Genomic DNA, 21,882 nt, shown 5'->3' with positions numbered 1-21,882 from the left:
CTCTCCCTTTTTTACTTCTTAGTCATTCCTTTAAAGGCGAATGCGATGTTTGAGGGGCGTTCAGCGAGCCGTCTCATGAAATAGCCGTACCAGTCATCCCCGTAAGGCAGGTAGACTCTCATGCGGTATCCTTCTTCCACCAGGCTGAGCTGGGTTTGCGAGCGCATGCCGTACAGCATCTGAAACTCAAAACGGTCGTTTGGAATGCCGTGCTCTTTGGCAAGCTGTTTTGTAAACTCGATCATTTTGTCATCATGCGTGGCAACTGCCGTATAATGTCCTTTTAAAAGCTGTTTGCGGATGAGTCTTTTATAATTTTCATCGACGTCGCTTTTTTCAGGATAGGCCACCTTTTCCGATTCTTTATAGGCCCCTTTGACAAGCCGCAGAAACGGATTCAGCGGGCTGAGGTCATCAAGATCCTTCTCCGTTCTGTACAGATAGGCCTGCACCACGGTGCTTACATATTCATACCGGCTTCGGAAGTCTTTAAAGATATCCAGCGTCTTCTGGCATCTCGTTTCATCTTCCATGTCAATCGTCACCATGACTTTATGTTTTTCAGCCGTCTGGAGGATTTTCGTCATGTTTTCATAGACGAGATCGAGATCTATATCAAGACCTAAAGACGTCATTTTTAATGACACTTGGGAATTCAGCTGTTCATCAGCGATTAAGGCGATGGTCTGCATGCACTCCTCGGTGCGTTCTTTCGCGACATCACCGCTGTTGACAAATTCCCCCAAATGATCGACAGTAACTGACAGCCCCTGGCTGTTCAAATGTCGGATTGTCGGGATAGAACTGCGGAAATCCATTCCTCCGATGATTTTGCCGGCTGCCACACGGCTTCCCCAGCTTCGCGCCATCTTATTGAGAAAGCTGCTCTTGGATAAAAATAAGAAAAAATCTCTTGTAATCACTTCCAACCTTAACACCCCGCAATCTAAGAAGTATTTGTATGAGTCTATTGTAAATGGACAAAACATCCTCTCACAATATTCTAAAAATACAAAGATTCTGATAAATTTTTGTGGTTTTACCACAATCAGCTTCTTAGATAGCAGGCGGATTATGCCGAAAAAAGGCGGACGGAAATGACGGCAATCGTCAATTTCCGCCTTTTGCCCCCCACGCCTCTTCGACGGTCTGAATCAATAGCCGATTCAGTTCCTCCGTTATGTCAGGTTTCGGCGTTTTGATCGTTTTGACATAGTGCCCGATGCGTTCTATTTCTTCTTCTATAAATGCATGAATGATCGTATTTCTCGGTTCCGGAGCCAGCTCCTGACCGCTTTTTTTCCTTGTAAGCAGTGTATTGATTTCAGAAATGAGCGCTTCATCCGTCAATAAGGCATCGGCCAGTACGGGAAATGACATCGGCGGTACGGAGCCGAACGTTTCAATCCATCTGCAGGCAAGGAGAGGACGCAGAACATAAAAATACTTTTTAATCTTCACTTCACTGCCCCGCAATTCCGTTTTTTCATTCCGTTTTGCCATATTGAGATAATGATAGATGCCGGCTTCAGGCGAAAAGGCGCGGATTTTCAGTTTTCGAAGCTTTTCAGCCGCTGAGAAAGCTTCATAATAGATCATCTCAGAAGAGAGCCATTCCAAAAGAGGCGGATTTGATTTTTTAAAAAGCCGCAGCGCTTTTCTCAGTTCCCAGCCGCTGATGTCAAGCATGTCATGAATCGGCTCTTCTATGACATCCCTATGCGGTTCGATCGAAAAGTACCATTCCTTTTTCGGCACATAGAGAAACCGCACATCGTAGTCGCTGTCGCTTGACGGAAACCCCCATGCGCGGCTCCCTGATTCTACGGCGTAAAGCACCTTGACGCCGTGCTGTGCTTCAATTCGTTTTAATTCTTCGATGATCCTTTGTTTCATCTGTATCCGTCCTTTTCCGTGATCATTCCTGAAAAAAGCCCAAGTACTTGGGCTTTTCGCTGTCGTCAGCCTTTCAGATGCGCTTTCAGAAAGGCCAGCTTTTCCCTATGGAAAGAAGGTATGTATTCATGTCCGAAATACCGGTAAACCTTCAATTCTTTTTCCGTTTCCAGATGATTGTACGCGGCAAATACCGTCGACGGCGGGGTCACACGGTCAATCAGCCCGATGGACATGAGCACCGGAACTTTTACGCGGTCCGCCAGATTCATGATATCAAAATAGGCCAGTGTATTCATCGCGGCCTTCTCCGTTTCGGGGCTGCCGTTCTTTCTGAAAAAGGAGTTAATCTCAAGATACGGCTCATCAAGAGCGACATCAATGGCCCGCTCAAAATTGCTTAAATAAGGATAATCGGCCGCAACCGCTCTCGGAATGTCAGATAGTGCCGCCGCGGCGATTGAAAGTCCGCCTCCCTGGCTCCCGCCGATGACGGCGATCCTCGTTTCATCCACTTCATCAAAGCCGCTGATGACTTCCAAAGCCCGGACGGCGTCTAAGTACACGCCGCGGTAATAATATGTATCTTTATCTAAAATCCCTTTCGTCATCCAGCCGGGAACGTGTCCGTGCGGTGAGACGCTTGTATCTGTGCTGCTGTGCTGGCCGCGGACAAGCATGCCGAACGCGGCATATCCGTGAAGCGCCCAATTTACGATGTCATGTATATCCCCGTCATAGCTCGCGTTATAGCCGTGATATTTCACGATGGCCGGATGCGGTCCTTGCCGGTCGGGAACGGCGTACCATCCCTCAATTTCCGCCTTGCCGAAGCTTCGGTATGTCAGCCGGAATACTTTCACGCCGTCAGCCGGGTAGCTTTCAGCCTTTAATTCAGGCTTTGCCTCTTCCTTTGCAAGCTCATGTAATGATGATGCCCAAAAATCCGAAAAGTCATGAGGAGCGGTTTTATTTGGTTTATAGGTTTGCAGTTGGTCGAGCGGCAAGTCGTATAATTGCATATCCGATTATTCTCCTTTGTTTTGTAAGATTTAATTTTCTGACTCTATCTTAACACGATTTTACACTGATTTTCTAAACTTTTTAATAAACGTTTGTTTAAAAACAAAAAGCCGTGCGCTCACAGCGGGACTGACCCCATAAGATGAGACAAATAAAAACACCTTCAAGTTTGAATACGGATGATTGTTATCCGAAATTAGACTTGGAGGTGTTTTTTCTATGGGGACAAGAGTGAGTTATCCGGTTGAAGTGAAACAGAAGGCTGTAGAAATGAGATTGGCAGGCGTACCTATGAAAGAGATCCTGCAGGAGTTGAATATTAAGAATAAGACACAGGTTCAGACATGGGTTAGATGGTATAAGGCTGGTGATACACATCGATTCGAACAGCCTGTTGGAAAGCAATACACTTACGGAAAAGGTCCGGAGTATTCTTCCGATTTAGAGAAACTGCAGGCAGAGATTCGTTACCTGAGACAACAGAATGAAGTGTTAAAAAAGTACAACGAATTGGAAAGGAAGCTGATAGCGAAACGCCAGTCGAGCTTGTAGAAGCATTGCGCAGCACAATGACCATAAAGGATATCTGTATTCATTTAGGTATCTCACGAGCATCTTATTATCGTTGGAAGAAGAATCTGATGAAAGATAACCCTAAATACCATTTAGAAAAACAAATCGGCACGTTGTGCCGAGAACACAAGTATCGATATGGCTATCGGAAAATCACAGCCATATTAAAAAAGGGAATGCGTATTAATCATAAAACGGTTCAGCGCATTATGCAGAAAAATCAGTGGCAATGCCGGGTTAAGGTGAAAAAGCGCAAGAAGAATGGGCAGCCATATGCCGTGGCCGAGAATATATTAGATCGGAACTTTCAGTCTGATCGCCCTCTTGAAAAACTGGTAACGGATATCACATATTTGCCTTATGGGCAGAAACAATTGTATCTTTCCAGTATATTGGATTTATACAATGGAGAAGTGATTGCTTTTACGATTGGCGATAGACAGGACACAGACTTTGTCTTACACACACTTGATCAGCTGCCCGCACTGCCAGAGAACTGTGTGTTACATAGTGACCAAGGTTCTGTTTATACATCTTATGAGTATCAGAAAGCTGTTAAAACAAAAGGCATTACCATGAGCATGTCCCGCAAAGGGACGCCCGCTGATAATGCCTCCATCGAATCGTTTCATTCCTCACTAAAGTCTGAAACGTTCTACCTCGACAGGTTGGAAAGCACTACGACGACCATCGTAGAACAAACTGTCGAAACCTATATACACTATTATAACAACATTCGTATTCAAACGAAACTAAACAACCAGCCGCCGGTCACATACCGACAGCTGGCTGCTTAAAGGTGTTTTGATCCCTGTCTCAAAAACGGGGGTCAGTCCCCAGCGTCACGGCTCTTTTTACATCGGCTGATACAGGTCCCAGCCGATTTTTAACGTTTCTACGATATAATCGGCGATTTCTTCTGGTTCCAGATTATCCGTCGCCACTTTTGAATTATGTTTATCATAGATGCTTTGGCGCTCGTTAAAGAGCTGCTGCATTTCATCCATGGAACGGTTATGCAGAACGGGACGGCTTTCAATCAGCAGGTCAGCCCGCTGCTTCCAATTCTCCCATGATAAATCAAGATGGAGCACGAGGCAGTTTTCAAGGCAGCACTGTCTGATTTCCTCTTGTTTAAACGAACCGCCCCCAAGCGACACGATCTTGAATTTCGTATTGCGGCAGATATCTAATATATAGTCCTTTTCAGTCTGACGGAAAAAGGCTTCACCTTTTTTCTCAAACATTTCAGGGATGGACATATTGAAATCTTTCTCAATCTGCAGATCAATATCAATGAAGTCTCTGTATAATTTCTTAGCGACCAGCTGGCCGATTGTTGTCTTTCCGACACCCATGAATCCGATCAGTACGATATTTCTTTCTCTTACGGGAATGGCACGTCTTGCGTTCATCTTCGGCGAAATCCTCCTAAGAAATGAAAAAGTTATGTTTATTATATGATAACTCAATATTGAAATATAGAGATAATGCAATGAAAGAAAACCCATCCTTTATAAGAAGAGATGAGTTTTTCTTTCTATCGGAGCGTAATGCGTTCCACCTTTCCGACAATGAAAATATAAGAAAATGCCCCGATAAATGCGACAGCGCCGACAAACAGAATCGCTCCGTTATAAGAACCGGTCGCAGAAACGATAAACCCGATGATAAGCGGGGTGATAATACCGGCCATATTGGCGAAAAAGCTAAAGACGCCCCCTGCCAATCCGATTGTTTCGCTTGGCGCGACCTCACTCAGCATCGTCCAGGATATATTGGACATGCCCTGCGCAAAAGAAGCAATGGATAAGATCGTCAAAACCGCGGGAGCAGAATCCGTAACATTCGCGAGCACGATGGAGCCTGTCAGCAGAAGACCGAGGATGACGGGCGTTTTCCGGGCAACGTTCACCGACACCCCCCGTTTCATCATGCCGTCAGACCAATACCCGCCGAACAATACGCCGAAAAAGGCGGCGATATACGGAATTGATGCGGCGAAGCCGACTTTTAAGAAAGCCATGTGCTTTGCCTCCGCCAGATAAGTCGGAAACCATGTCAAAAAGAAGAACAGCGTGGAGGCTACGGCGAATTGGCCGATATACAATCCGACAAGCTTGCGGTATTTTAGAAGCTGGACGAAATCCGCCCACGATATCCTGCCGGCTGCATCAGACACCTCAGTCAGTCCGCCGCCTTCTTTAATATAATCAAGCTCCTCACGATTCACTTTCCGATACCCGTTCGGCTCGTGATACATTTTAAACCAGAAAATGGAGAAAACAATTCCGAGCACCCCTGAGGAAATAAATACGGCGCGCCAGTCAAATGCCGTTAACACCCAGAATAAAACCGGTGTGGCAAACGCCAGCCCGACATATTCCCCCGCCGTATAAACACCCGTCGCAAAGGCGCGTTCCCGCCTTGGAAACCATGTCGTGACAATCCGGTTGTTTGCCGGAAACGCCGGCGATTCAGCTATCCCGATGAGCAGGCGGCAGCCGAATAGAAACCCGAAACTTGTCGCAAAAGCTTGTACTCCGGTAAAAACCGACCACACAAATAAAGAAATTCCGTATGTCCGTTTTGACCCGAATTTATCCAAAATGAGCCCGCCTGGAATCTGCATCCCCGTATAGGTCCAGCTGAACGCAGAAAAAACGATGCCCAAAAGCGCGGGGCTTAGGTTCAGCGAATGTTGAATGGATGGGCCGACAATAGATACACTGGCTCGGTCTATATAATTAATCGCAGTGATAAAAAACAAAAGAACCAATATCACATAACGAGCGCGAGTCGGTTTATTGCGGACGGGACTGAAGGCCCTCAGCTCCGTTTCTTTTTTCAATGGCTTCTCCCCCCTTACTCGAATGAAATTAATTGTACAACACTTCGGTTAATTATTTAATACTTTGACGCAAAAAAGCGTTAAACAATTTGTGTACCGCACTGACCTGATGCAGACACACCCCGCTTATAAAAAAGTGTCTGCCCTTTTCACCTGTTTATCCGTATCGCACCCGGGGAAAAAGTACACATATGATAGACAGTTACGGGAGGATTATCGATGAAACTGAGTTTTTGCACGACAGGATTTAAGAAAAAGCATATTTTCGACATCATTTCTTTCGCGAAGGAGCACTCCTTTGAGGGAATCGAACTGTGGTACGGACACGCTAAACAATATATAGAGGAAATCGGCCCGCTCGACAGGCTTTATCAGCAGCTTCAGGAGGAAGGCATCGGGGTGCCTGCCGTCAGTTTGTACACTGACTTCGCCACTCAGGATGAAAGGCAGGCGTTAAAGGATGTTCAAAGGGCATTAAGCGCGGCACGACAGCTGCACAGTCCCTTGATCAGAGTCTTTGCCGGCAATCTTCCTTCGCACCGGACGTCACCGGAAAAGTGGCAACGTGCGGTTGATCAATTTCAGCAGGCGGCACGGCTCGCAGATGACTATGAAGTCGATATCGGGCTTGAGATTCATTACGATACGTACGCGGATACACCGGAGGCGGCGCTGGCATTTTTGGAGGATGTCGGACATCCGCGGGTCCGCACCATTTTTGACGGCTCCAACCTACACGTCAATCACGTTGACCAAATGTCCGCTTTGGAAAAACTGTATCATACCGTCAGCCACATTCATCTGAAAAACTATCACTGGAATTTTGACAACTGGTATCTCAGCAAGCCAACTCCGATTTTTCAAGGAGATCTCGATCAAAAAGCATTTTTAAAAGAGCTGATGAACAGACAATATGACGGTTTTGTTTCTCTTGAGTATTTTGGGGAACATGCCTTTACGCATATAAAGGAATCGCTCCGCGAATATACGTCTGTTTTTTCCCGCTGACTCTTCGATCGAAGGGTCTTTTTTTGTATCATATAGAAAAAGGGGGATATCATGATGATCATTTGGATAAATGGGGCTTTCGGTTCCGGAAAAACACAAACAGCGTTTGAACTGCACAGAAGACTGAAACCGTCTTACATATATGATCCTGAAAAGATGGGGTTTGCGATGCGTTCGATGATACCGCCGGATATCGCTGAAGATGACTTTCAAAGCTACCCTCTGTGGCGGGAATTCAATTACAGCATGCTTTCCTATTTGTCAGATACATATCAGGGCATCATCATTGTGCCCATGACCATTACGAACGATCAATACTTCCATGACATTATCAGCAGGCTGAGACAGGATGGCCGGACCATTCACCACTTTACCCTGCTGGCTTCAAAGGAAACATTGCTGAAACGCCTGCGCACCAGAGCGGAAGGAAAAAACTCCTGGGCCGCAAAACAAATCGACCGCTGCATCAGCAGCCTGTCTGATAGCCTCTTCACAGAACATCTCCATACAGACCAAATGTCTATTCAGCAGGTCGCAGAAACGATCGCTGCCCAAGCAAATCTGCCTCTTGAGCCTGATTCGAGAGGAAGCCTTCGAAGATTCACCGACAGATTGATGGTGAAGCTGAATCATATCCGTATCAAATAAAAAAACGTTTTGAAAACATGTCCCTGATCCATGCAAATGGATCAATAAATAAAAAGCCCCTCTGAAGGTTAAGAAAAAAATTTTAGAAATGAAGAAGGAATTTTATGGATAATAATCTAATTATTAACACTGTGACACATTTCATTTGAAAAGGGAGTGCTCGAAATGAAATTCAAAAAAGTGTTAACCGGTTCTGCGCTGTCTCTTGCCTTACTGATGTCTGCCGCTCCTGCCTTTGCCGCATCACCAACAGCATCCGCATCCGCGGAAAATAGCCCAATCTCAACGAAAGCAGATGCCGGCATTAATGCCATCAAACTCGTTCAAAGTCCTAACGGCAACTTCGCTGCTTCTTTCGTTTTAGATGGGACAAAATGGATTTTCAAAAGCAAATACTACGACAGCAGCAAAGGGTATTGGGTAGGGATTTATGAAAGTGTAGATAAATAAAAATGAGATAAACAAAAAACCTCCCTTTCAAAAGGGAGGTTTTTTTCATTCTATTTCCACCAATCATCAAACATCGATGCCGGCACCTGGCGCTTATGCTCTGTACTGAGGTAGCGTTTTTCCAGCGCCTCAATCACTTCGGAAGAAACGTCCTTGCCTTCTAAATAATCATCAATGTCATTGTATGTGATGCCGAGTTCGGTCTCATCAGTCTGCTGCGGTTTTTCATCAAGCAGATCGGCCGTCGGTAATTTCAAATACAGGCGTTCCGGCGCGCCGAGCTCTTCTAATAAACGTCTGCCCTGGCGTTTCGTTAATCCGGTCAGCGGCAGCAGATCAGCTCCGCCGTCACCGTATTTCGTGAAGAAACCGGTCACCGCCTCGGCCGCATGGTCGGTTCCGATGACAAGCAGCCCCTCTTGTCCGCCGATGGCATATTGAGCGATCATTCTCATTCTGGCCTTTACATTTCCTTTGTTAAAGTCAGACAGCTGATCGCCCGTGTCTTTCTTATACTGATCAGCGAACGCGCTGACAGCGGACTTAATATCAAATGTCCATGATTTATCAGGTTTAATGAATTTGAGCGCCAATTGGGCGTCATCCTCATCCTGCTGTGTGCCGTGCGGAAGACGGACGGCGATAAATTCAGCGTTTCCGCCTTCTTCTCTGATGCTTTCAGCCGCCAATTGGGCGAGGCGTCCCGCAAGCGTGGAATCCTGCCCCCCGCTGATGCCGAGCACAAAGCCTTTGGCACCTGTTTTTTTCAAATATTGTTTCAGAAAGTTCACTCTGTCCTCAATTTCTTGTTTCGGATCAATTGAGGGCTTTACATGGAGATCATTCATAATTTGTTTCTGGATGCTCATCCCAATCACTCCTCCTGCATTGTTTCTTTATGATCCATTTCCCGTTCATGCTGAAAATGAATCATGCCACTATGTACGACTCTCTGTTAAATATAGCACAGGTGCAGATTTTAAGTGAATCAAATACACCGGGATCAGCTGATTTCCACCCGCAGCGCCGTGATGCTGTCTCCGTTGCATTTTCCTTTTTCAATCGGACAGGATGAAAACGCGACGACGAGATCCATTTCCGCACGGAGCCGTACATAATCACCCGCGTCAGAAAGAGGCGTTTCGACTGATAAGTTCCCCTTCTCATCGAGCACCGTGTTCATAAAGATGGCAAATGGGTAATGCATATGCGGCCGCGGCACCCCGAACGGTTCAAGCGCCCCGCTCATATTGTCATAGCACGTATCCTGGAGCTCGTCTTTATGCTTTCCGTATAAAAGCCTGTTCATATCCGGACGGCAGGCGGGAAGCAGCAGGTCATGCTTGCCGACTGTATCCTCAATCAGCGTCAGCATCGGCTTGTATAAATTCGAATAAATATGATCACCCGTTTTTACATGAATGGACTGGTTGGCATCAATCGTCGCGCCCTGATCAAGATGTTCATAAAAGTCCTTGGCATGATACGCCGTAAAATCAGCCACCTGCTGCCCTTCCACATCGACTACTTTTATAATCTGCCCTTTGTGAACCTTCAGGCCGAGCCCTTTTTTCGGCGGTACGATAAATTGCTGTGTCATCAGACTGCTCCTTTTTTTCTTCTATTATGAACCCCGGCCGTTTGTTTCATGTAAAGCAATTTATTGGATGTATATTCCCCTTCTGACGGCCGCAATCTAAGCTTTGATAAAGGGGTTGAACTTCATGGGTAAATCACAGGACCAGCCTAAAGGGAATCTCGCTTGGTGGCAGCTCTCCTTAATCGGCGTCGGCTGCACAATCGGGACGGGCTTTTTTCTCGGGTCCAGCATCGCTATTGTCAAAAGCGGATATTCCGCGCTGATCTCATTTCTTATTGCCGGGCTTGGCACCTATTTTGTCTTTGAGCAGCTCGCGAAGCTCTCGGCCAAACAGCCCGAAAAGGGGTCTTTTTGCGCTTATGCGAGAAAGGCTTTCGGCACTTGGGCCGGTTTCAGCAACGGATGGGTGTACTGGTCGTCCGAAATGCTGATCACTGGAAGCCAGCTGACAGCGATCTCGCTTTTTACGAAGCATTGGTTTCCGAATGTGCCGCTGTGGATTTTCGCCTCCATATATGCGGTGCTCGGTCTCTTGATTATATTTACGGGGCTGTCCGTTTTTCAAAAAACGGAAAATGTGCTCGCTGTTGTCAAGACGGCGGCGATTGTTATGTTTATCGTCATCGCCATATTGGCGCTGTGCGGTATATTTTCTCATAAACCGGATGTACAGGTGCCGAACGAATCAAAGGATTTGTTCCCGCACGGAGCGATGGGGTTATGGACCGGATTGATTTATGCGTTTTACGCCTTCGGAGGAATTGAAGTCTTGGGGCTGATGACCGTGCATTTGAAAAAGCCGGAGGAAGCCTCAAAATCAGGCCGGCTGATGCTTGCCGTTCTTGCGGTGATTTACGTCATTTCTCTCGGCCTGGCGCTGCTGTTAGTGCCGCTGGGCAAATTCACCGAACAGGACAGCCCGTTTATTACATCGCTGAAGGGTTTTCATTTAGATATCATTCTTGATATTTTTAACGGGATTTTTATTATTGCGGGATTTTCCACGCTCGTCGCCTCGCTGTTTGCCGTGACGACATTGCTTTGTACGATGGCAGATGACGGAGATGCGCCGAAATGCTTCAGATTAAAGGAAAACAAAAAAATCTGCTGGCCTGCGCTCGGATTGACGTTTGCCGGACTCATCGTCTCCATCATCCTGTCATTGGTGCTGCCGAAAAATATATATGAACACATGACAACCGCGGCGGGACTGATGCTTCTTTATACGTGGCTGTTCATTTTGTTCTCGGGCAAGAAACTGCTCGAAACGACAAAGATGGGAACCGTACAGATTGTTATCGCCCTTGTGCTGATTGTCGCGGCCGTCTCCGGGACGCTGTTTGAGAAATCGAGCCGGCCCGGTTTTCTGGTCAGCCTTTGTTTTCTCGCCGTCATTGCGATCGTGACATGGATCGTACAAAAAAAGCAGGGACACAGCCCTGCCGGATCATAGCTTATTTCGTCGGTTTAAACAGTCTCTTCAAATAAGAAAAGGGACACTTTGACACTTGCGTCTCATCATCACGGAGGAAATATTGCTTCCATTCTAAATTGTCTTTTCCTCCGTACCACCCCAATCGGGGATGAAGAGGAGCTTCATCATACGCCTCTAAGCGTTTTCTGATCAGCCGGCTCATGTTTCGTCCGAACGCGGTTGAATCATTTAATCCTTCGAAAACCCATCTCGGCTGAAACGCGAGCATAAAAAACGGGAAGCTTCTGCTTTGTCTCGCTTCATGCGCAGGCGTCGCGCACAGAATAAAATACGGCTCGCCGTCAAAGCAGAACTCCCATTTATAATGTTCAGGGTCTTCCGGTATGTCTTCCGGCCAGTCTTTCGGGTCGCAGCCGCTCAGCCGGTTTAAAAAAGACCAGAACAGCTCTTCATACGCCTCAACGGAATAATGCTCAGCTAAATCCTCAGGCGTATCAAAAATCACAAGCAGCGACGCGTATTTTCCGGTATTCCTTGAGATCTTTCCGTACTCGGACAGCAGTAGTCCCACTTCCTCCGGGGTTCCCTCTTCGCGGGGATCACCCGCAAAGGATATCCGGAGCTGATCTGTCAAAAATCCCTGACGTCCCGGAATGCACGGAAACGCGTCCGCTTTATCGCCTACTTTTTCTGATAGAAGCTCAAAAGCGACTCTCTGCCAATTTGGCAGATCCAATAACTTTTCCTCAAGGCAACTTTTTGTGTACAGCTCGCTTGCCATCAGCCCACCTCCAGTATCGTCAGGATACGTTATGATGGAGACAGGCGATGGGTGACAGTCCTTCTATTTATGAGATGAGCATTTGAATCCCCTGCCAGCCGAAATAAAATCCGAAAACGATCAAAGACACACCCGCCGCTCCCGTCAGCCAGCGAAGCGCTGTTTCATGAAGAAGATTTCTGAAAGTGCTCGCGGCGATCGCCATGCAGAAATCCCAGATCAAAATGCCGAGAAGAATGCCGGAGCTGTAAATCAAAAGCTGATTTGCATCGAAGGATTCAGCGGTTTTAGCGAGGATGCTGCCGTATATGCCGAGCCAGAATAAAATGCTCAGCGGATTGGAAAGAGAAATAAAAAATCCCGCGCCGAATGTTTTGTAAAAAGCCGGTTTTCCTTTTCCGCTTCTGACATTCATGGCTTCCCTGATATTTTTTAACGTTTCGACTCCCGTATAGGTCAGCACGAAAAAACCGAAGAGCCACAAAAACGTTTTTACAAAAGGAGCGGTCAAAAATTGAGACAGCCCGAAATAGATCAGAATCATATACAGCCCATCCGCGGCCATGGCGCCAAGACCGAAAATCCATGCATGCCAAAAGCCGTTTTTGATGCCTTTGTCAATTTGCGCCGCATTGACCGGTCCGACAGGTGCTGACAATGACAGCCCGAGAACGATGTAGCTTAAAAAGATGTTCATTGGCTTCCCCCTCATTCATGCAACTTGTACAAGTTATTCATGAATGGGCCGCGCTATGATATATTATTTTAATTTCTCAAGCTCGTCTTCCATCATGTCCGTCGCTTTTCCTAAAAAATCGAATATCAGCTGCAGTTCTTCTTCTTTATATTGCCGGCAAAGGCTGATCGTGGACTGGGATAAGGAGCTGAACAATTGCTTCACATTCGCTTTTCCGGCCGTCAGCGGCACGATGATCACCCGCCGTTTGTCTTCCGGGTCTTTTTTCCTCATGACATATCCCGCTTTTTCGAGCCGGTCAATGAGCGCCGTTACCGAACCTGTGCTGAGACCGGTTTTTTTCCCAAGCTCGCCTGCGGTCATCGGGCCTGCTTCATTTAAGATATCAGCTGATTTTAAATCGGTCGGAAACAGACCGAGAGATTGAGCGGCCGCCTGATGAAACAGGATCGTCCTTGTGGCCATCTTTCGGAATAACTGTATGGCGGTTTCCTCCGTCTCGCTTCTGGTATTTCTTGTTGACAACTGACAGGCCTCCCTATAAAATCAATTTATCTTGACGATCAAGATAATTTTCGGCAAATCTAATATGATCATAGCAAATTTAATGATCAAAAGTAAGTATGGGAGGAAAAAGCATGGAACAAACAGCCGCTAAGGACGCCTCGACGAAGTTTGTCGTCATCGGTCTTTTACTGGGCATTTTAATGTCGGCTATGGATAATACAATCGTTGCCACTGCGATGGGAAATATCGTGGCGGACCTCGGAAGTTTCGACAAGTTCGCGTGGGTGACGGCATCATACATGGTAGCCGTTATGGCCGGTATGCCGATTTACGGAAAACTGTCCGATATGTACGGACGCAAGCGTTTCTTTTTATTCGGTCTTATTCTTTTCTTAATCGGATCTGCATTATGCGGAATCGCCCAAACAATGGATCAGCTCATTATTTACCGCGTCATTCAGGGAATCGGCGGAGGCGCGCTGATGCCGATCGCCTTCACGATCATTTTTGATTTATTTCCGCCCGAAAAACGCGGAAAAATGTCGGGCATGTTCGGTGCCGTTTTCGGCCTGTCCAGCGTTCTCGGGCCGCTTTTAGGCGCGCTCATTACCGACTCCATCAGCTGGCACTGGGTGTTTTACATCAACGTGCCGATCGGTATTTTATCATTGTTTTTCATTCTTCGTTATTATAAAGAATCCCTTGAACACAAGAAACAGAAAATCGACTGGGCCGGCGCAATCACGCTGGTGGTTTCCATTGTCGGTCTGATGTTCGCTCTTGAGCTCGGCGGAAAAACGTATGATTGGAACTCCGTGCAGATCATCGGTCTGTTCGCTGTGTTCGCCGTGTTCTTTATCGCCTTTTTTATTGTGGAAAGAAAAGCGGAAGAACCGATTATCTCATTTTGGATGTTTAAAAACCGTTTATTTGCCACGGCACAGATTCTGGCGTTCCTTTACGGAGCCACGTTCGTCATTTTAGCGGTGTTTATCCCGATCTTCGTTCAGGCTGTGTACGGAAGCACAGCGACAAGCGCGGGCTTTATTTTGACGCCGATGATGATCGGTTCTGTTATCGGAAGTATGATCGGCGGAATTTTCCAGACGAAAGTGCGGTTCCGCAATTTAATGCTGATTTCCGTGGTCGCTTTCTTTATCGGAATGCTGCTGCTTTCCAATATGACACCGGATACGGCGCGTACGATGCTGACGGTATTCATGCTGATCTCAGGATTCGGCGTCGGCTTCAACTTCTCACTGCTGCCGGCCGCGTCCATGAACGATCTGGAGCCGCGTTACCGCGGAAGCGCCAACTCAACAAACTCGTTTTTGAGATCATTCGGTATGACGCTCGGTGTGACGATTTTCGGAACCATCCAGACGAATGTGTTTACCAATAAGCTCACAGATTCATTCAGCGGCATGAAAGGAGCGGGCGGCGCGATGCAGAACATCGGAAATCCGCAGGAGATTTTCCAGGCCGGCACGCGCGCTCATATTCCGCCGCACATTCTGGATCGCATTATTGACGCCATGTCGCAAAGCATCACATATGTATTTACGCTTGCGCTGGCGCCGATCGTCATTGCGGCCGTTACCATTTTGTTTATGGGAAAAGCGAGAGTAAAAACCTCTCAGGAAATGGCGAAAAAAGCGAATTAAAAAAAGCAGTACATGGCGTTTGTCATGTACTGCTTTTTTGTTTACTCTGCGAAATGCGGAGCGAGAATATCTTTCAGCACGTTTGCGCTGCGGCTGAATTGAGCCTGTTCCGTTTCATTCAGCTCAAGTTCCGTCACACCTGCGATGCCGTTCCGATTGACGACGGCCGGAACGCCGATAAAGACGTCGTTTACACCGTATTGGCCGTCCAGATATGTGCTGACGGTTAAAATGCTGTTTTCATTACGCAAAATCGCTTTTGTGATACGGGCAAGGCTCATCGCCACTCCGTAATATGTCGCGCCTTTTTTCTCGATAATATGGTAGGCCGCGTTTTTCACATCGTCAACGATCTGATCCAGCTCGTCCTGTTTGTAAGCTGCATTTTTCTCCAGCAATTGCTGCACCGGCACTCCGCCGATATTGGCGTGACTCCATACAGGAAGCTCGGTATCGCCGTGCTCGCCGATAATGTGGGCGTGTACGTTTTGCGGAGCGGCTCCGAAGTATTCACTCAGCATATAACGGAATCGGGCAGAATCCAGTGTCGTGCCGCTGCCGATGACGCGTTCTTTCGGCAAGCCGCTGAATGTCCAAGTCGCATAAGTGAGAATGTCGACCGGGTTTGTGGCAACGAGGAAGATGCCGTCAAATCCGCTTGCCATTACTTCACCGACAATGCTTTTAAAAATGGCGAGATTTTTTTCGACCAGCTCAAGTCTCGTTTCGCCCGGTTTTTGATTGGCCCCTGCACAGATGCACACGATATCGGCATCCTTGCAATCCTCATATGTGCCGTAAGACGTTTTGACCGGATGAGGCGCAAATGCCTTTCCGTGATTTAAATCCATGACATCTCCCATGGCTTTTTCTCTATTTACATCAATGATCACAAGCTCATCTGTGATCCCTTGGTTAATTAACGCAAATGCATAACTGCTTCCAACAAAACCTGCTCCGATTAATGCTACTTTGTTCACTCGTTCGTTCATCATATATGCTCATCCTCCAGTGTTTCGTGGTGTCTGTTTTTATCTTGTGAAGTATTTCACATTTATATTGTGCAACACTTCACAAACTTTTGCAAGAGAAAAGTTTGATTTTTGAACAAAAAAATATCGGTGATGGTTTCCAGATTTTTGACAACATCCTAAAACGGTTCCGTTTTAGGATGCTGTCATCTTTTCAGCGTGATTGAAGACGCGCTGTCCCTTTCCCAGAAGCGGGGGTTTGCCCGCACGCTGATGTGATGATGGCCCTATCCATTAATGCGGAAGATAACCGTTTAAACCGGAGTTGTTATACAAACCATTCTGCACATAATCAAAGCCGGGCTGGTTCTGTCCGGGCACTTGGGCGCTGCCATTGTTAAAAATCACTTTGGCGTTGGCCGTATCCGCATTCGCAGGCAGCGTCAGCGTGTACATTCCATCTGCATTCTTAGTCATGGCTTTCCCCGGCCACGATCCGGTTAATTCTATGGCCCTGCCTCCATCATGTTTATAGATATACGCATTTACCTGGCCCCAATGGTCCGGATTCTGATAGCCAATGATGTTGGTTTGGGACGGGTCTTTTTTGACAAACGTGTATTCTTGGGTTCTCGCTGCACCCTCGCCGTTCGTTCCGGTTAACTTGATGTTGTATGTCGTGCCGATTGGATCTTTTTTCCCGATCGTTAATCGGTCTCCATCCTTAAATGCTGTCTGCTGCCCATTATTGATTTGGTAAACGGCTTTTGTTGTTTTCGCATTTGCACGCAGGGTGACCGTCACCTGATCATTGAAAGAATGGACTGCCCCCGTTTGGTAATTCTCAAGAAAGACATGAGGCGCATTTCCAATATCATCAGGATAAAGAACAGCCGCGGATCTGGCATTGATCGTACCTGTCAGTTTGCCGTTCGCTACTTGAAATGAACCGGCGCCGGCCCTATTATCATACCTGCCGTCAGGTAATTTCGTTGAAGTATTGATGGTGACAGAAGACGATCCTGCATTTGCCAGCACAACGCCTTTTGAGCCGCGCTGATTCATAAATATTTGATTGTTCCCATTCGGATTCGAGAGTTCCTCAGGCTGCCCGGCCATTTCATTGTGAAATTGATTGACCGCAGTGATCGCCTGATCTTTAAATAAGGCGCTCCCGCGATCTCCTATTTGACTTTTTCCGGGAAATCTTACACCATTTCCTCCGCCCTCAGGTCTGGAAAAGAAAAGAGGCGTGCTTCCTGAGCGGGAACCAATCACTGCCCAGCCTAAACGAATATCGTCATCACTCATCCATGTGGACTCTTCATCATCATTGGCATACGTATCATGTGATTCCACCCATGTGACTAACTTGTCCGCAGACACGTCAGATGCATAACGGGAGATATTCGACACACTCAGATTACGGTTCTTTAAAGCGGATCTGATGGAATGCCCGTAGTTAGAAGCCGTCACATTCATATAATTCGCATAAGCAGTATCTCTGGACGCGCTGTCTTGCAGGATTTCTCCGTATTGGAACTCCGCTGATGTATTTGTGATATTCGGCCAAAATTGGCTGCCGTAATTCCCGTCATCCGGAAGCTCTATATGCTTGGCGGCATCATAGCGGAATCCGTCTGCTCCGTCATTCAATGCTCTTTCCAAGAAACGTTTCAGATAGGCCTGCACCTCAGTATTCTGTGTATTCCAATCATATAGCCCAAGCAATGAATTTTGAGTGACGTCCCATCGATCCGACCAATTTTTAATTTGTGTGTTTCCATGGGTCCAGTTTGGAATACGCTTAATCTCGTCAGAAATCGCGCCATAATCGCTGGTAGTATGATTGATAACCGCATCGACAATGACTTTTACACCATATTTTTCCGCGGCTGCACACATGTCCTTAAATTCTTGTTCAGTGCCTAAGTAACGGTTGCCGATTTGGTACGATGTCGGCTGATACAGCCAGTACCAGTTCCTCATGCTTTTATCTCCTTGGTTCCCTTCCTTTACTTGGTTAATCGGAGACGTCTGAATGGCTGCATAGCCCGCATCACGAATATCTTTCATATTTTGTGTTAACGTATTGAACGACCAATTCCATGCATGAAGGATGGTCCCGTTTTTGACCGATGACGCGGTCACCTTATTCGATTTGTTTGCAGTTTCAGCGTTTGCAGCCGCCGGGCCTGACAAAACCAAATGAAACAGCAATAAAAATCCGGCGAATAACGGCAGTAAAGAGGTTTTGAATCGTTTTTCAAACATTTTTGACACTCCTTATTTCATATTTGAAGACTGACTGCGGAGTCAAAAATTCCTCTTACTCTTTCTTCAGCTCCTTTCAACTGTTGTGAAGACTGGATAATTTTGTTAACGCTTACATTTCAACTTATCACACTCTCTCTATCAAAGCAACGTGGCAGAGTGAATTCAAATCTATATTCCTATCAATTAAAAAGACTTCCCGCTTTCAAACAAAAAAAGAAACCACCTGTCAAGATGATTTCTTTTTTATTTCTTTTATCGCTCTTCTGTAAGACAGCTTCACAATGACATACCGAAGCAGAAACAGAATGCCTCCGCAGACGATAAAAAGAAAGATCATTTTCAGCCAAGCAAAGAATGTATGGGGAAACCCCCTGTCGTACATCGTAATCGCCGCTACCGCAAAAGTGACCGCAATTGAATCTATCCGCTGCTGCTTCACCCGCTTTTGCAGTTCTTCTTTGGTGTCTATTCTCGGCATGAGCATTCCCGACGCCCCCGCCCTGATGCAATAATAAACAATTATAATGAAGAAAACCGCCAAGCTTCCGGCCCATTCCCTAAACGGACAGTTCAGAACAAGTCCGCGTACGATGATGTCAAGCAAAGACAGTGTGCCCACAAGCATTCCGACTTCTGACCAAATCATTCGTTCTTTCTCTTTCACACTCTCACTCTTTCCATTCACGTTTGAAAGTCTGTTCCGACGCTGATTCATGACTTCCTCCCGTACTATTAAGAATGGCTTACAACTCCCATTATATCTTGCCGATTCATAATGATAAACCGAAATATCATTGACAAAAATGTTAATAAGGGCCCCAATTGATCAGGACGCCTATGCAGATAAACACGAGACCGATGACAAACCAAATCAGCGCCAGCGGAATCATGAAGCGAAGCCACTTTACGTACGGAATGCCGCTGGCAGCCAGTACGGCCATCAGCACGCCGGAAGTCGGATTGACACAGTTTACGACGCCTTCTCCGAGCATGACCGCTTCAACCGCGACCTGTCTCGTGATGCCCATCAGATCGGCAAGCGGCGCCAAGATCGGAATAAATACGACCGCCTCCCCTGAGCCCGATGAAATCAGAAAATGAAGCAGGGCGCTGGAAATATACATTCCGATGGCGCCTGCCATCGGGCTGAAACCGTGCAGCAGTGACGCAAGTCCATTGACTACCGTATCAAGCAGCTTTCCATGTTCCAGGATAACGGAAATGCTTCTCGCCATTCCGACGATCAGCGCACCGTAAACGAGCCCCTGACAGCCTGTAATAAACGTTTTTGCGATATCATTTGCCGCCATTCCTGCAATCAGGCCGGACACGATTGAGATAAAAATGAACACGGCGGCCATCTCTGAATCAGACCAGCCAAGAGTAAGCGCGCCGTATAAAAAGCCGGCAAGCGACAAAGCCGCAACAGCCAGAATCAATTTATGGCGGACGGTAAACGGGACATGCTTGTCCTCCGGCTCAGAAACCTGCGGGACTGAACCTGCCGCCGGAAACCAATCGTTCCCCAGCAGACTGGCATCCTTTGCTTTTCTGAGTTTTCTCGTATACCGATAAATATATAAAATAGATGATAACAGAAAACAAATGTAGACGGCAATCCGCAGGCCGATACCGGAAAACAGCGGCAGCTCCGCGATGCTTTGTGATAATCCGAGCGGTGAAGGTGATAAAATCGTCGCGTTAAACCCGGCATAGCAGCCGATATAAATGACGGCCGCTCCGGCCACGGCGTCCCATTTCAGCGAGCGGGCGACGATCAGGCCGATCGGAATAAAACCGATCACGGAATTAACGACGATGCCGGTTGTGCCGAGGATCGAAAATAGAGATCCGACAATCGCAATAAACAGCAGCTGTTTTGTGCGGAACGTACTGATGACATTACTGATCAATCCATTGATGGCGCCCGTTTTCTCCAAAATCGCAATGGTGCCGCCCGTAAACAGGATTAAAAAAATAATCGGCGCGGAACTTGTCATCCCTTCCTGAATCGCGGTAAAAAAAGCGATCGGGCTGACAGGAGACCGGTCTAAAGAATGATAACTCCCCGGGACGGCGGACGTCACACTGCCCTTTGTCACCCTGTCAAATTCCCCCGCGGGAACGATGTACGACGCTATCGCGCATAGTAAAGCGACAATGAACAGCAGCACATAAGCATCAGGCATCACAAACAATTTCTTCTTTTTCAATACAGGTTCGGCCTTCGGCACAGCCATAACATCACCATCCCGCTTTAAATTTATAAACTATTCAGAAAATACAGATATGTGCTATATTATATACAGACCGATTGCCTGTTTTCAATATCAAAAATAAAAAACAGACAGCTTTTGAAGGAGGACTTACGGCATGAACAGACTCACAGCGCATGAAAAGCAAGTCATTATGGATATTTTTGACCACCTGCACGCCAATCCCGAAGTAAGCTGGAAAGAATATCAAACAACTGAATATCTGACTGAAAAACTGAAAGAGGCCGGCTGCCGAACCCGCACGTTTGATGATTGTACCGGTGTTGTCGGCGAAATCGGAGAAGGCTCGCCCGTTGTGGCTGTCCGGGCGGATATTGACGCGCTGTGGCAGGAAGTGGACGGTGTCTTTCAGGCGAACCATTCATGCGGACATGATTCACATATGACGATGGCGCTCGGCACGATGATGCTTTTAAAGAGTCAGCCGAAACTTCCGAAGGGCACCATCCGCTTAATTTTTCAGCCGGCGGAAGAAAAAGGCGGCGGAGCGCTGAAAATGATTGAAAAAGGCGTACTGGATGATGTTGATTTCTTATACGGCGTGCACGTGCGCCCCGTACAGGAAACGGCAAACGGCCGATGCGCACCGTCCATTCTGCATGGCTCAAGCCAGCATATAGAAGGCCTGATTATCGGAGAAGAAGCCCACGGCGCGAGACCGCATCTCGGCCTTAACAGTATCGAAATCGCCGCCCTTCTCGTCCAAAAACTCAGCTTCATTCATCTTGATCCCGGCATCCCGCATTCCGTGAAGATGACAAAGCTTCAGGCAGGCGGTGAGAGTTCCAATATCATTCCGGGAAAAGCATCGTTCAGCCTTGATCTCCGCGCACAAACCAATGCCGCCATGGAGAAATTAACCGCCGAAACCGAAAGAGCCTGTGAGGCGGCGGCTGCCGCATTCGGCGCAAAAATCGAACTGCAAAAAGAACACAGCCTCCCGGCAGCCGAGCGAAACAAGGAGGCGGAAGCCATCATGGCATCTGCGATAAGCGGCATTCTCGGAGAAGAACATGTGGATGAACCTCTTGTGACAACCGGAGGAGAGGATTTTCACTTTTACGGGTTAAAGGTGCCGAACTTAAAAACGACGATGCTCGGCCTAGGATGCGGTCTGCAGCCGGGGCTTCACCATCCCCAAATGACATTTGACCGAAGCGCCATCTTTACAGGCGTTGAGATATTAACGGCTGCCGTCCTCAAATCGTTTGAAGCATAAAAAAAG

General features: G+C 47.1%; 21 protein-coding genes. 7 read left to right on the top strand and 14 right to left on the bottom strand.

Annotated features, from left to right (window positions below):
* Positions 1–11 precede the first annotated feature (11 nt).
* The 3 genes from NYE36_RS01730 to cah all read right to left on the bottom strand — a co-directional run bounded on the left by NYE36_RS01730 (position 12) and on the right by cah (position 2,918).
* Positions 12–923, bottom strand: a complete 912-nt coding sequence (locus NYE36_RS01730) for a proline dehydrogenase (RefSeq protein ID WP_087920787.1) — start codon at positions 921–923, stop codon at positions 12–14.
* Positions 924–1,110: 187 nt separating this feature from the next.
* The gene (locus NYE36_RS01725) at positions 1,111–1,896 is read right to left on the bottom strand and encodes a nucleotidyltransferase domain-containing protein (RefSeq protein ID WP_122503699.1); all 786 of its coding nucleotides are present in this window, start codon (positions 1,894–1,896) and stop codon (positions 1,111–1,113) included.
* Positions 1,897–1,961: 65 nt separating this feature from the next.
* The gene (gene cah, locus NYE36_RS01720; RefSeq protein ID WP_265451392.1) at positions 1,962–2,918 is read right to left on the bottom strand and encodes a cephalosporin C deacetylase; all 957 of its coding nucleotides are present in this window, start codon (positions 2,916–2,918) and stop codon (positions 1,962–1,964) included.
* Between the two features lie 220 nt (positions 2,919–3,138).
* Here cah and NYE36_RS01715 point away from each other — a divergent pair.
* Positions 3,139–4,289 (top strand): IS3 family transposase gene (locus NYE36_RS01715; RefSeq protein ID WP_342496875.1). Its coding sequence is split into 2 segments (ribosomal slippage): positions 3,139–3,412 and positions 3,412–4,289, totalling 1,152 coding nucleotides; the frame shifts between segments, so codons are not numbered across the junction.
* A 57-nt stretch (positions 4,290–4,346) separates the two neighbouring features.
* Here the strand turns inward: NYE36_RS01715 and NYE36_RS01710 are convergent.
* Both NYE36_RS01710 and NYE36_RS01705 read right to left on the bottom strand, forming a co-directional pair.
* Positions 4,347–4,907, bottom strand: a complete 561-nt coding sequence (locus tag NYE36_RS01710; protein WP_094032909.1) for a shikimate kinase — start codon at positions 4,905–4,907, stop codon at positions 4,347–4,349.
* Positions 4,908–5,032: 125 nt separating this feature from the next.
* Positions 5,033–6,343: an MFS transporter gene (locus NYE36_RS01705; RefSeq protein WP_039062567.1), complete on the bottom strand. Its 1,311-nt coding sequence runs from the start codon at positions 6,341–6,343 to the stop codon at positions 5,033–5,035.
* Between the two features lie 219 nt (positions 6,344–6,562).
* Between NYE36_RS01705 and NYE36_RS01700 the strand changes: the two genes are divergently transcribed.
* The 3 genes from NYE36_RS01700 (at position 6,563) to NYE36_RS01690 (ending at position 8,449) form a co-directional block, all read left to right on the top strand.
* On the top strand, positions 6,563–7,351 hold the full coding sequence (locus tag NYE36_RS01700; RefSeq protein ID WP_038463590.1) for a sugar phosphate isomerase/epimerase family protein: 789 nt from the start codon (positions 6,563–6,565) through the stop codon (positions 7,349–7,351).
* A 54-nt stretch (positions 7,352–7,405) separates the two neighbouring features.
* Positions 7,406–7,999 carry a tunicamycin resistance ATP-binding TmrB gene (gene tmrB / locus NYE36_RS01695; RefSeq protein ID WP_241458318.1) on the top strand — a complete coding sequence of 198 codons (594 nt, stop codon included), beginning with the start codon at positions 7,406–7,408 and terminating at the stop codon, positions 7,997–7,999.
* Positions 8,000–8,164: 165 nt separating this feature from the next.
* Positions 8,165–8,449 carry an antimicrobial peptide LCI gene (locus tag NYE36_RS01690; protein ID WP_007409062.1) on the top strand — a complete coding sequence of 95 codons (285 nt, stop codon included), beginning with the start codon at positions 8,165–8,167 and terminating at the stop codon, positions 8,447–8,449.
* Between the two features lie 50 nt (positions 8,450–8,499).
* Here NYE36_RS01690 and nadE read toward each other — a convergent pair whose 3' ends face one another.
* Both nadE and NYE36_RS01680 read right to left on the bottom strand, forming a co-directional pair.
* Positions 8,500–9,318 carry an ammonia-dependent NAD(+) synthetase gene (gene nadE, locus NYE36_RS01685; RefSeq protein WP_007409061.1) on the bottom strand — a complete coding sequence of 273 codons (819 nt, stop codon included), beginning with the start codon at positions 9,316–9,318 and terminating at the stop codon, positions 8,500–8,502.
* Between the two features lie 134 nt (positions 9,319–9,452).
* The gene (locus NYE36_RS01680) at positions 9,453–10,049 is read right to left on the bottom strand and encodes a DUF1989 domain-containing protein (protein ID WP_011996295.1); all 597 of its coding nucleotides are present in this window, start codon (positions 10,047–10,049) and stop codon (positions 9,453–9,455) included.
* A gap of 124 nt (positions 10,050–10,173) precedes the next feature.
* On the opposite strand from NYE36_RS01680, the gene NYE36_RS01675 reads away from it, so the two are divergent.
* Positions 10,174–11,502, top strand: coding sequence for an amino acid permease (locus tag NYE36_RS01675; protein WP_053104602.1), 1,329 nt, complete (start codon positions 10,174–10,176; stop codon positions 11,500–11,502).
* A 1-nt stretch (position 11,503) separates the two neighbouring features.
* Here the strand turns inward: NYE36_RS01675 and NYE36_RS01670 are convergent, their stop codons facing one another.
* The 3 genes from NYE36_RS01670 to NYE36_RS01660 all read right to left on the bottom strand — a co-directional run bounded on the left by NYE36_RS01670 (position 11,504) and on the right by NYE36_RS01660 (position 13,487).
* Positions 11,504–12,265 carry a YqcI/YcgG family protein gene (locus NYE36_RS01670; protein WP_064115801.1) on the bottom strand — a complete coding sequence of 254 codons (762 nt, stop codon included), beginning with the start codon at positions 12,263–12,265 and terminating at the stop codon, positions 11,504–11,506.
* Between the two features lie 67 nt (positions 12,266–12,332).
* Complete coding sequence (locus tag NYE36_RS01665) at positions 12,333–12,962, bottom strand: LysE family translocator (RefSeq protein WP_043021494.1); 630 nt, start codon at positions 12,960–12,962, stop codon at positions 12,333–12,335.
* A 63-nt stretch (positions 12,963–13,025) separates the two neighbouring features.
* Positions 13,026–13,487, bottom strand: coding sequence for a MarR family transcriptional regulator (locus NYE36_RS01660; RefSeq protein ID WP_032872770.1), 462 nt, complete (start codon positions 13,485–13,487; stop codon positions 13,026–13,028).
* 113 nt (positions 13,488–13,600) lie between these two features.
* Here NYE36_RS01660 and NYE36_RS01655 point away from each other — a divergent pair, with 113 nt between their 5' ends.
* A complete protein-coding gene (locus tag NYE36_RS01655; RefSeq protein WP_003156627.1) occupies positions 13,601–15,133 on the top strand; it encodes an MDR family MFS transporter in 1,533 nt (510 codons plus the stop codon).
* A 41-nt stretch (positions 15,134–15,174) separates the two neighbouring features.
* Here NYE36_RS01655 and NYE36_RS01650 read toward each other — a convergent pair whose 3' ends face one another.
* From NYE36_RS01650 to NYE36_RS01635, 4 genes are all read right to left on the bottom strand, one after another.
* Positions 15,175–16,128, bottom strand: a complete 954-nt coding sequence (locus NYE36_RS01650) for an L-lactate dehydrogenase (RefSeq protein ID WP_014416851.1) — start codon at positions 16,126–16,128, stop codon at positions 15,175–15,177.
* Between the two features lie 270 nt (positions 16,129–16,398).
* Complete coding sequence (locus NYE36_RS01645; RefSeq protein ID WP_251257338.1) at positions 16,399–18,378, bottom strand: starch-binding protein; 1,980 nt, start codon at positions 18,376–18,378, stop codon at positions 16,399–16,401.
* A gap of 229 nt (positions 18,379–18,607) precedes the next feature.
* A complete protein-coding gene (locus NYE36_RS01640) occupies positions 18,608–19,096 on the bottom strand; it encodes a DUF6773 family protein (RefSeq protein ID WP_015416759.1) in 489 nt (162 codons plus the stop codon).
* Between the two features lie 91 nt (positions 19,097–19,187).
* Positions 19,188–20,621 (bottom strand): YfcC family protein, encoded by a 1,434-nt coding sequence (locus NYE36_RS01635; protein ID WP_144664471.1) that lies wholly within the window; start codon positions 20,619–20,621, stop codon positions 19,188–19,190.
* Between the two features lie 133 nt (positions 20,622–20,754).
* On the opposite strand from NYE36_RS01635, the gene NYE36_RS01630 reads away from it, so the two are divergent.
* The gene (locus NYE36_RS01630) at positions 20,755–21,876 is read left to right on the top strand and encodes a M20 peptidase aminoacylase family protein (RefSeq protein WP_039252859.1); all 1,122 of its coding nucleotides are present in this window, start codon (positions 20,755–20,757) and stop codon (positions 21,874–21,876) included.
* Positions 21,877–21,882 lie beyond the last annotated feature (6 nt).

It is taken from the genome of Bacillus sp. FSL R5-0593, assembly GCF_038603755.1.
GTDB classification, from domain to species: domain Bacteria; phylum Bacillota; class Bacilli; order Bacillales; family Bacillaceae; genus Bacillus; species Bacillus velezensis.
Note: the sequence above shows the minus strand (reverse complement) of the source record. Positions and strands in the feature narration are given on the sequence as shown.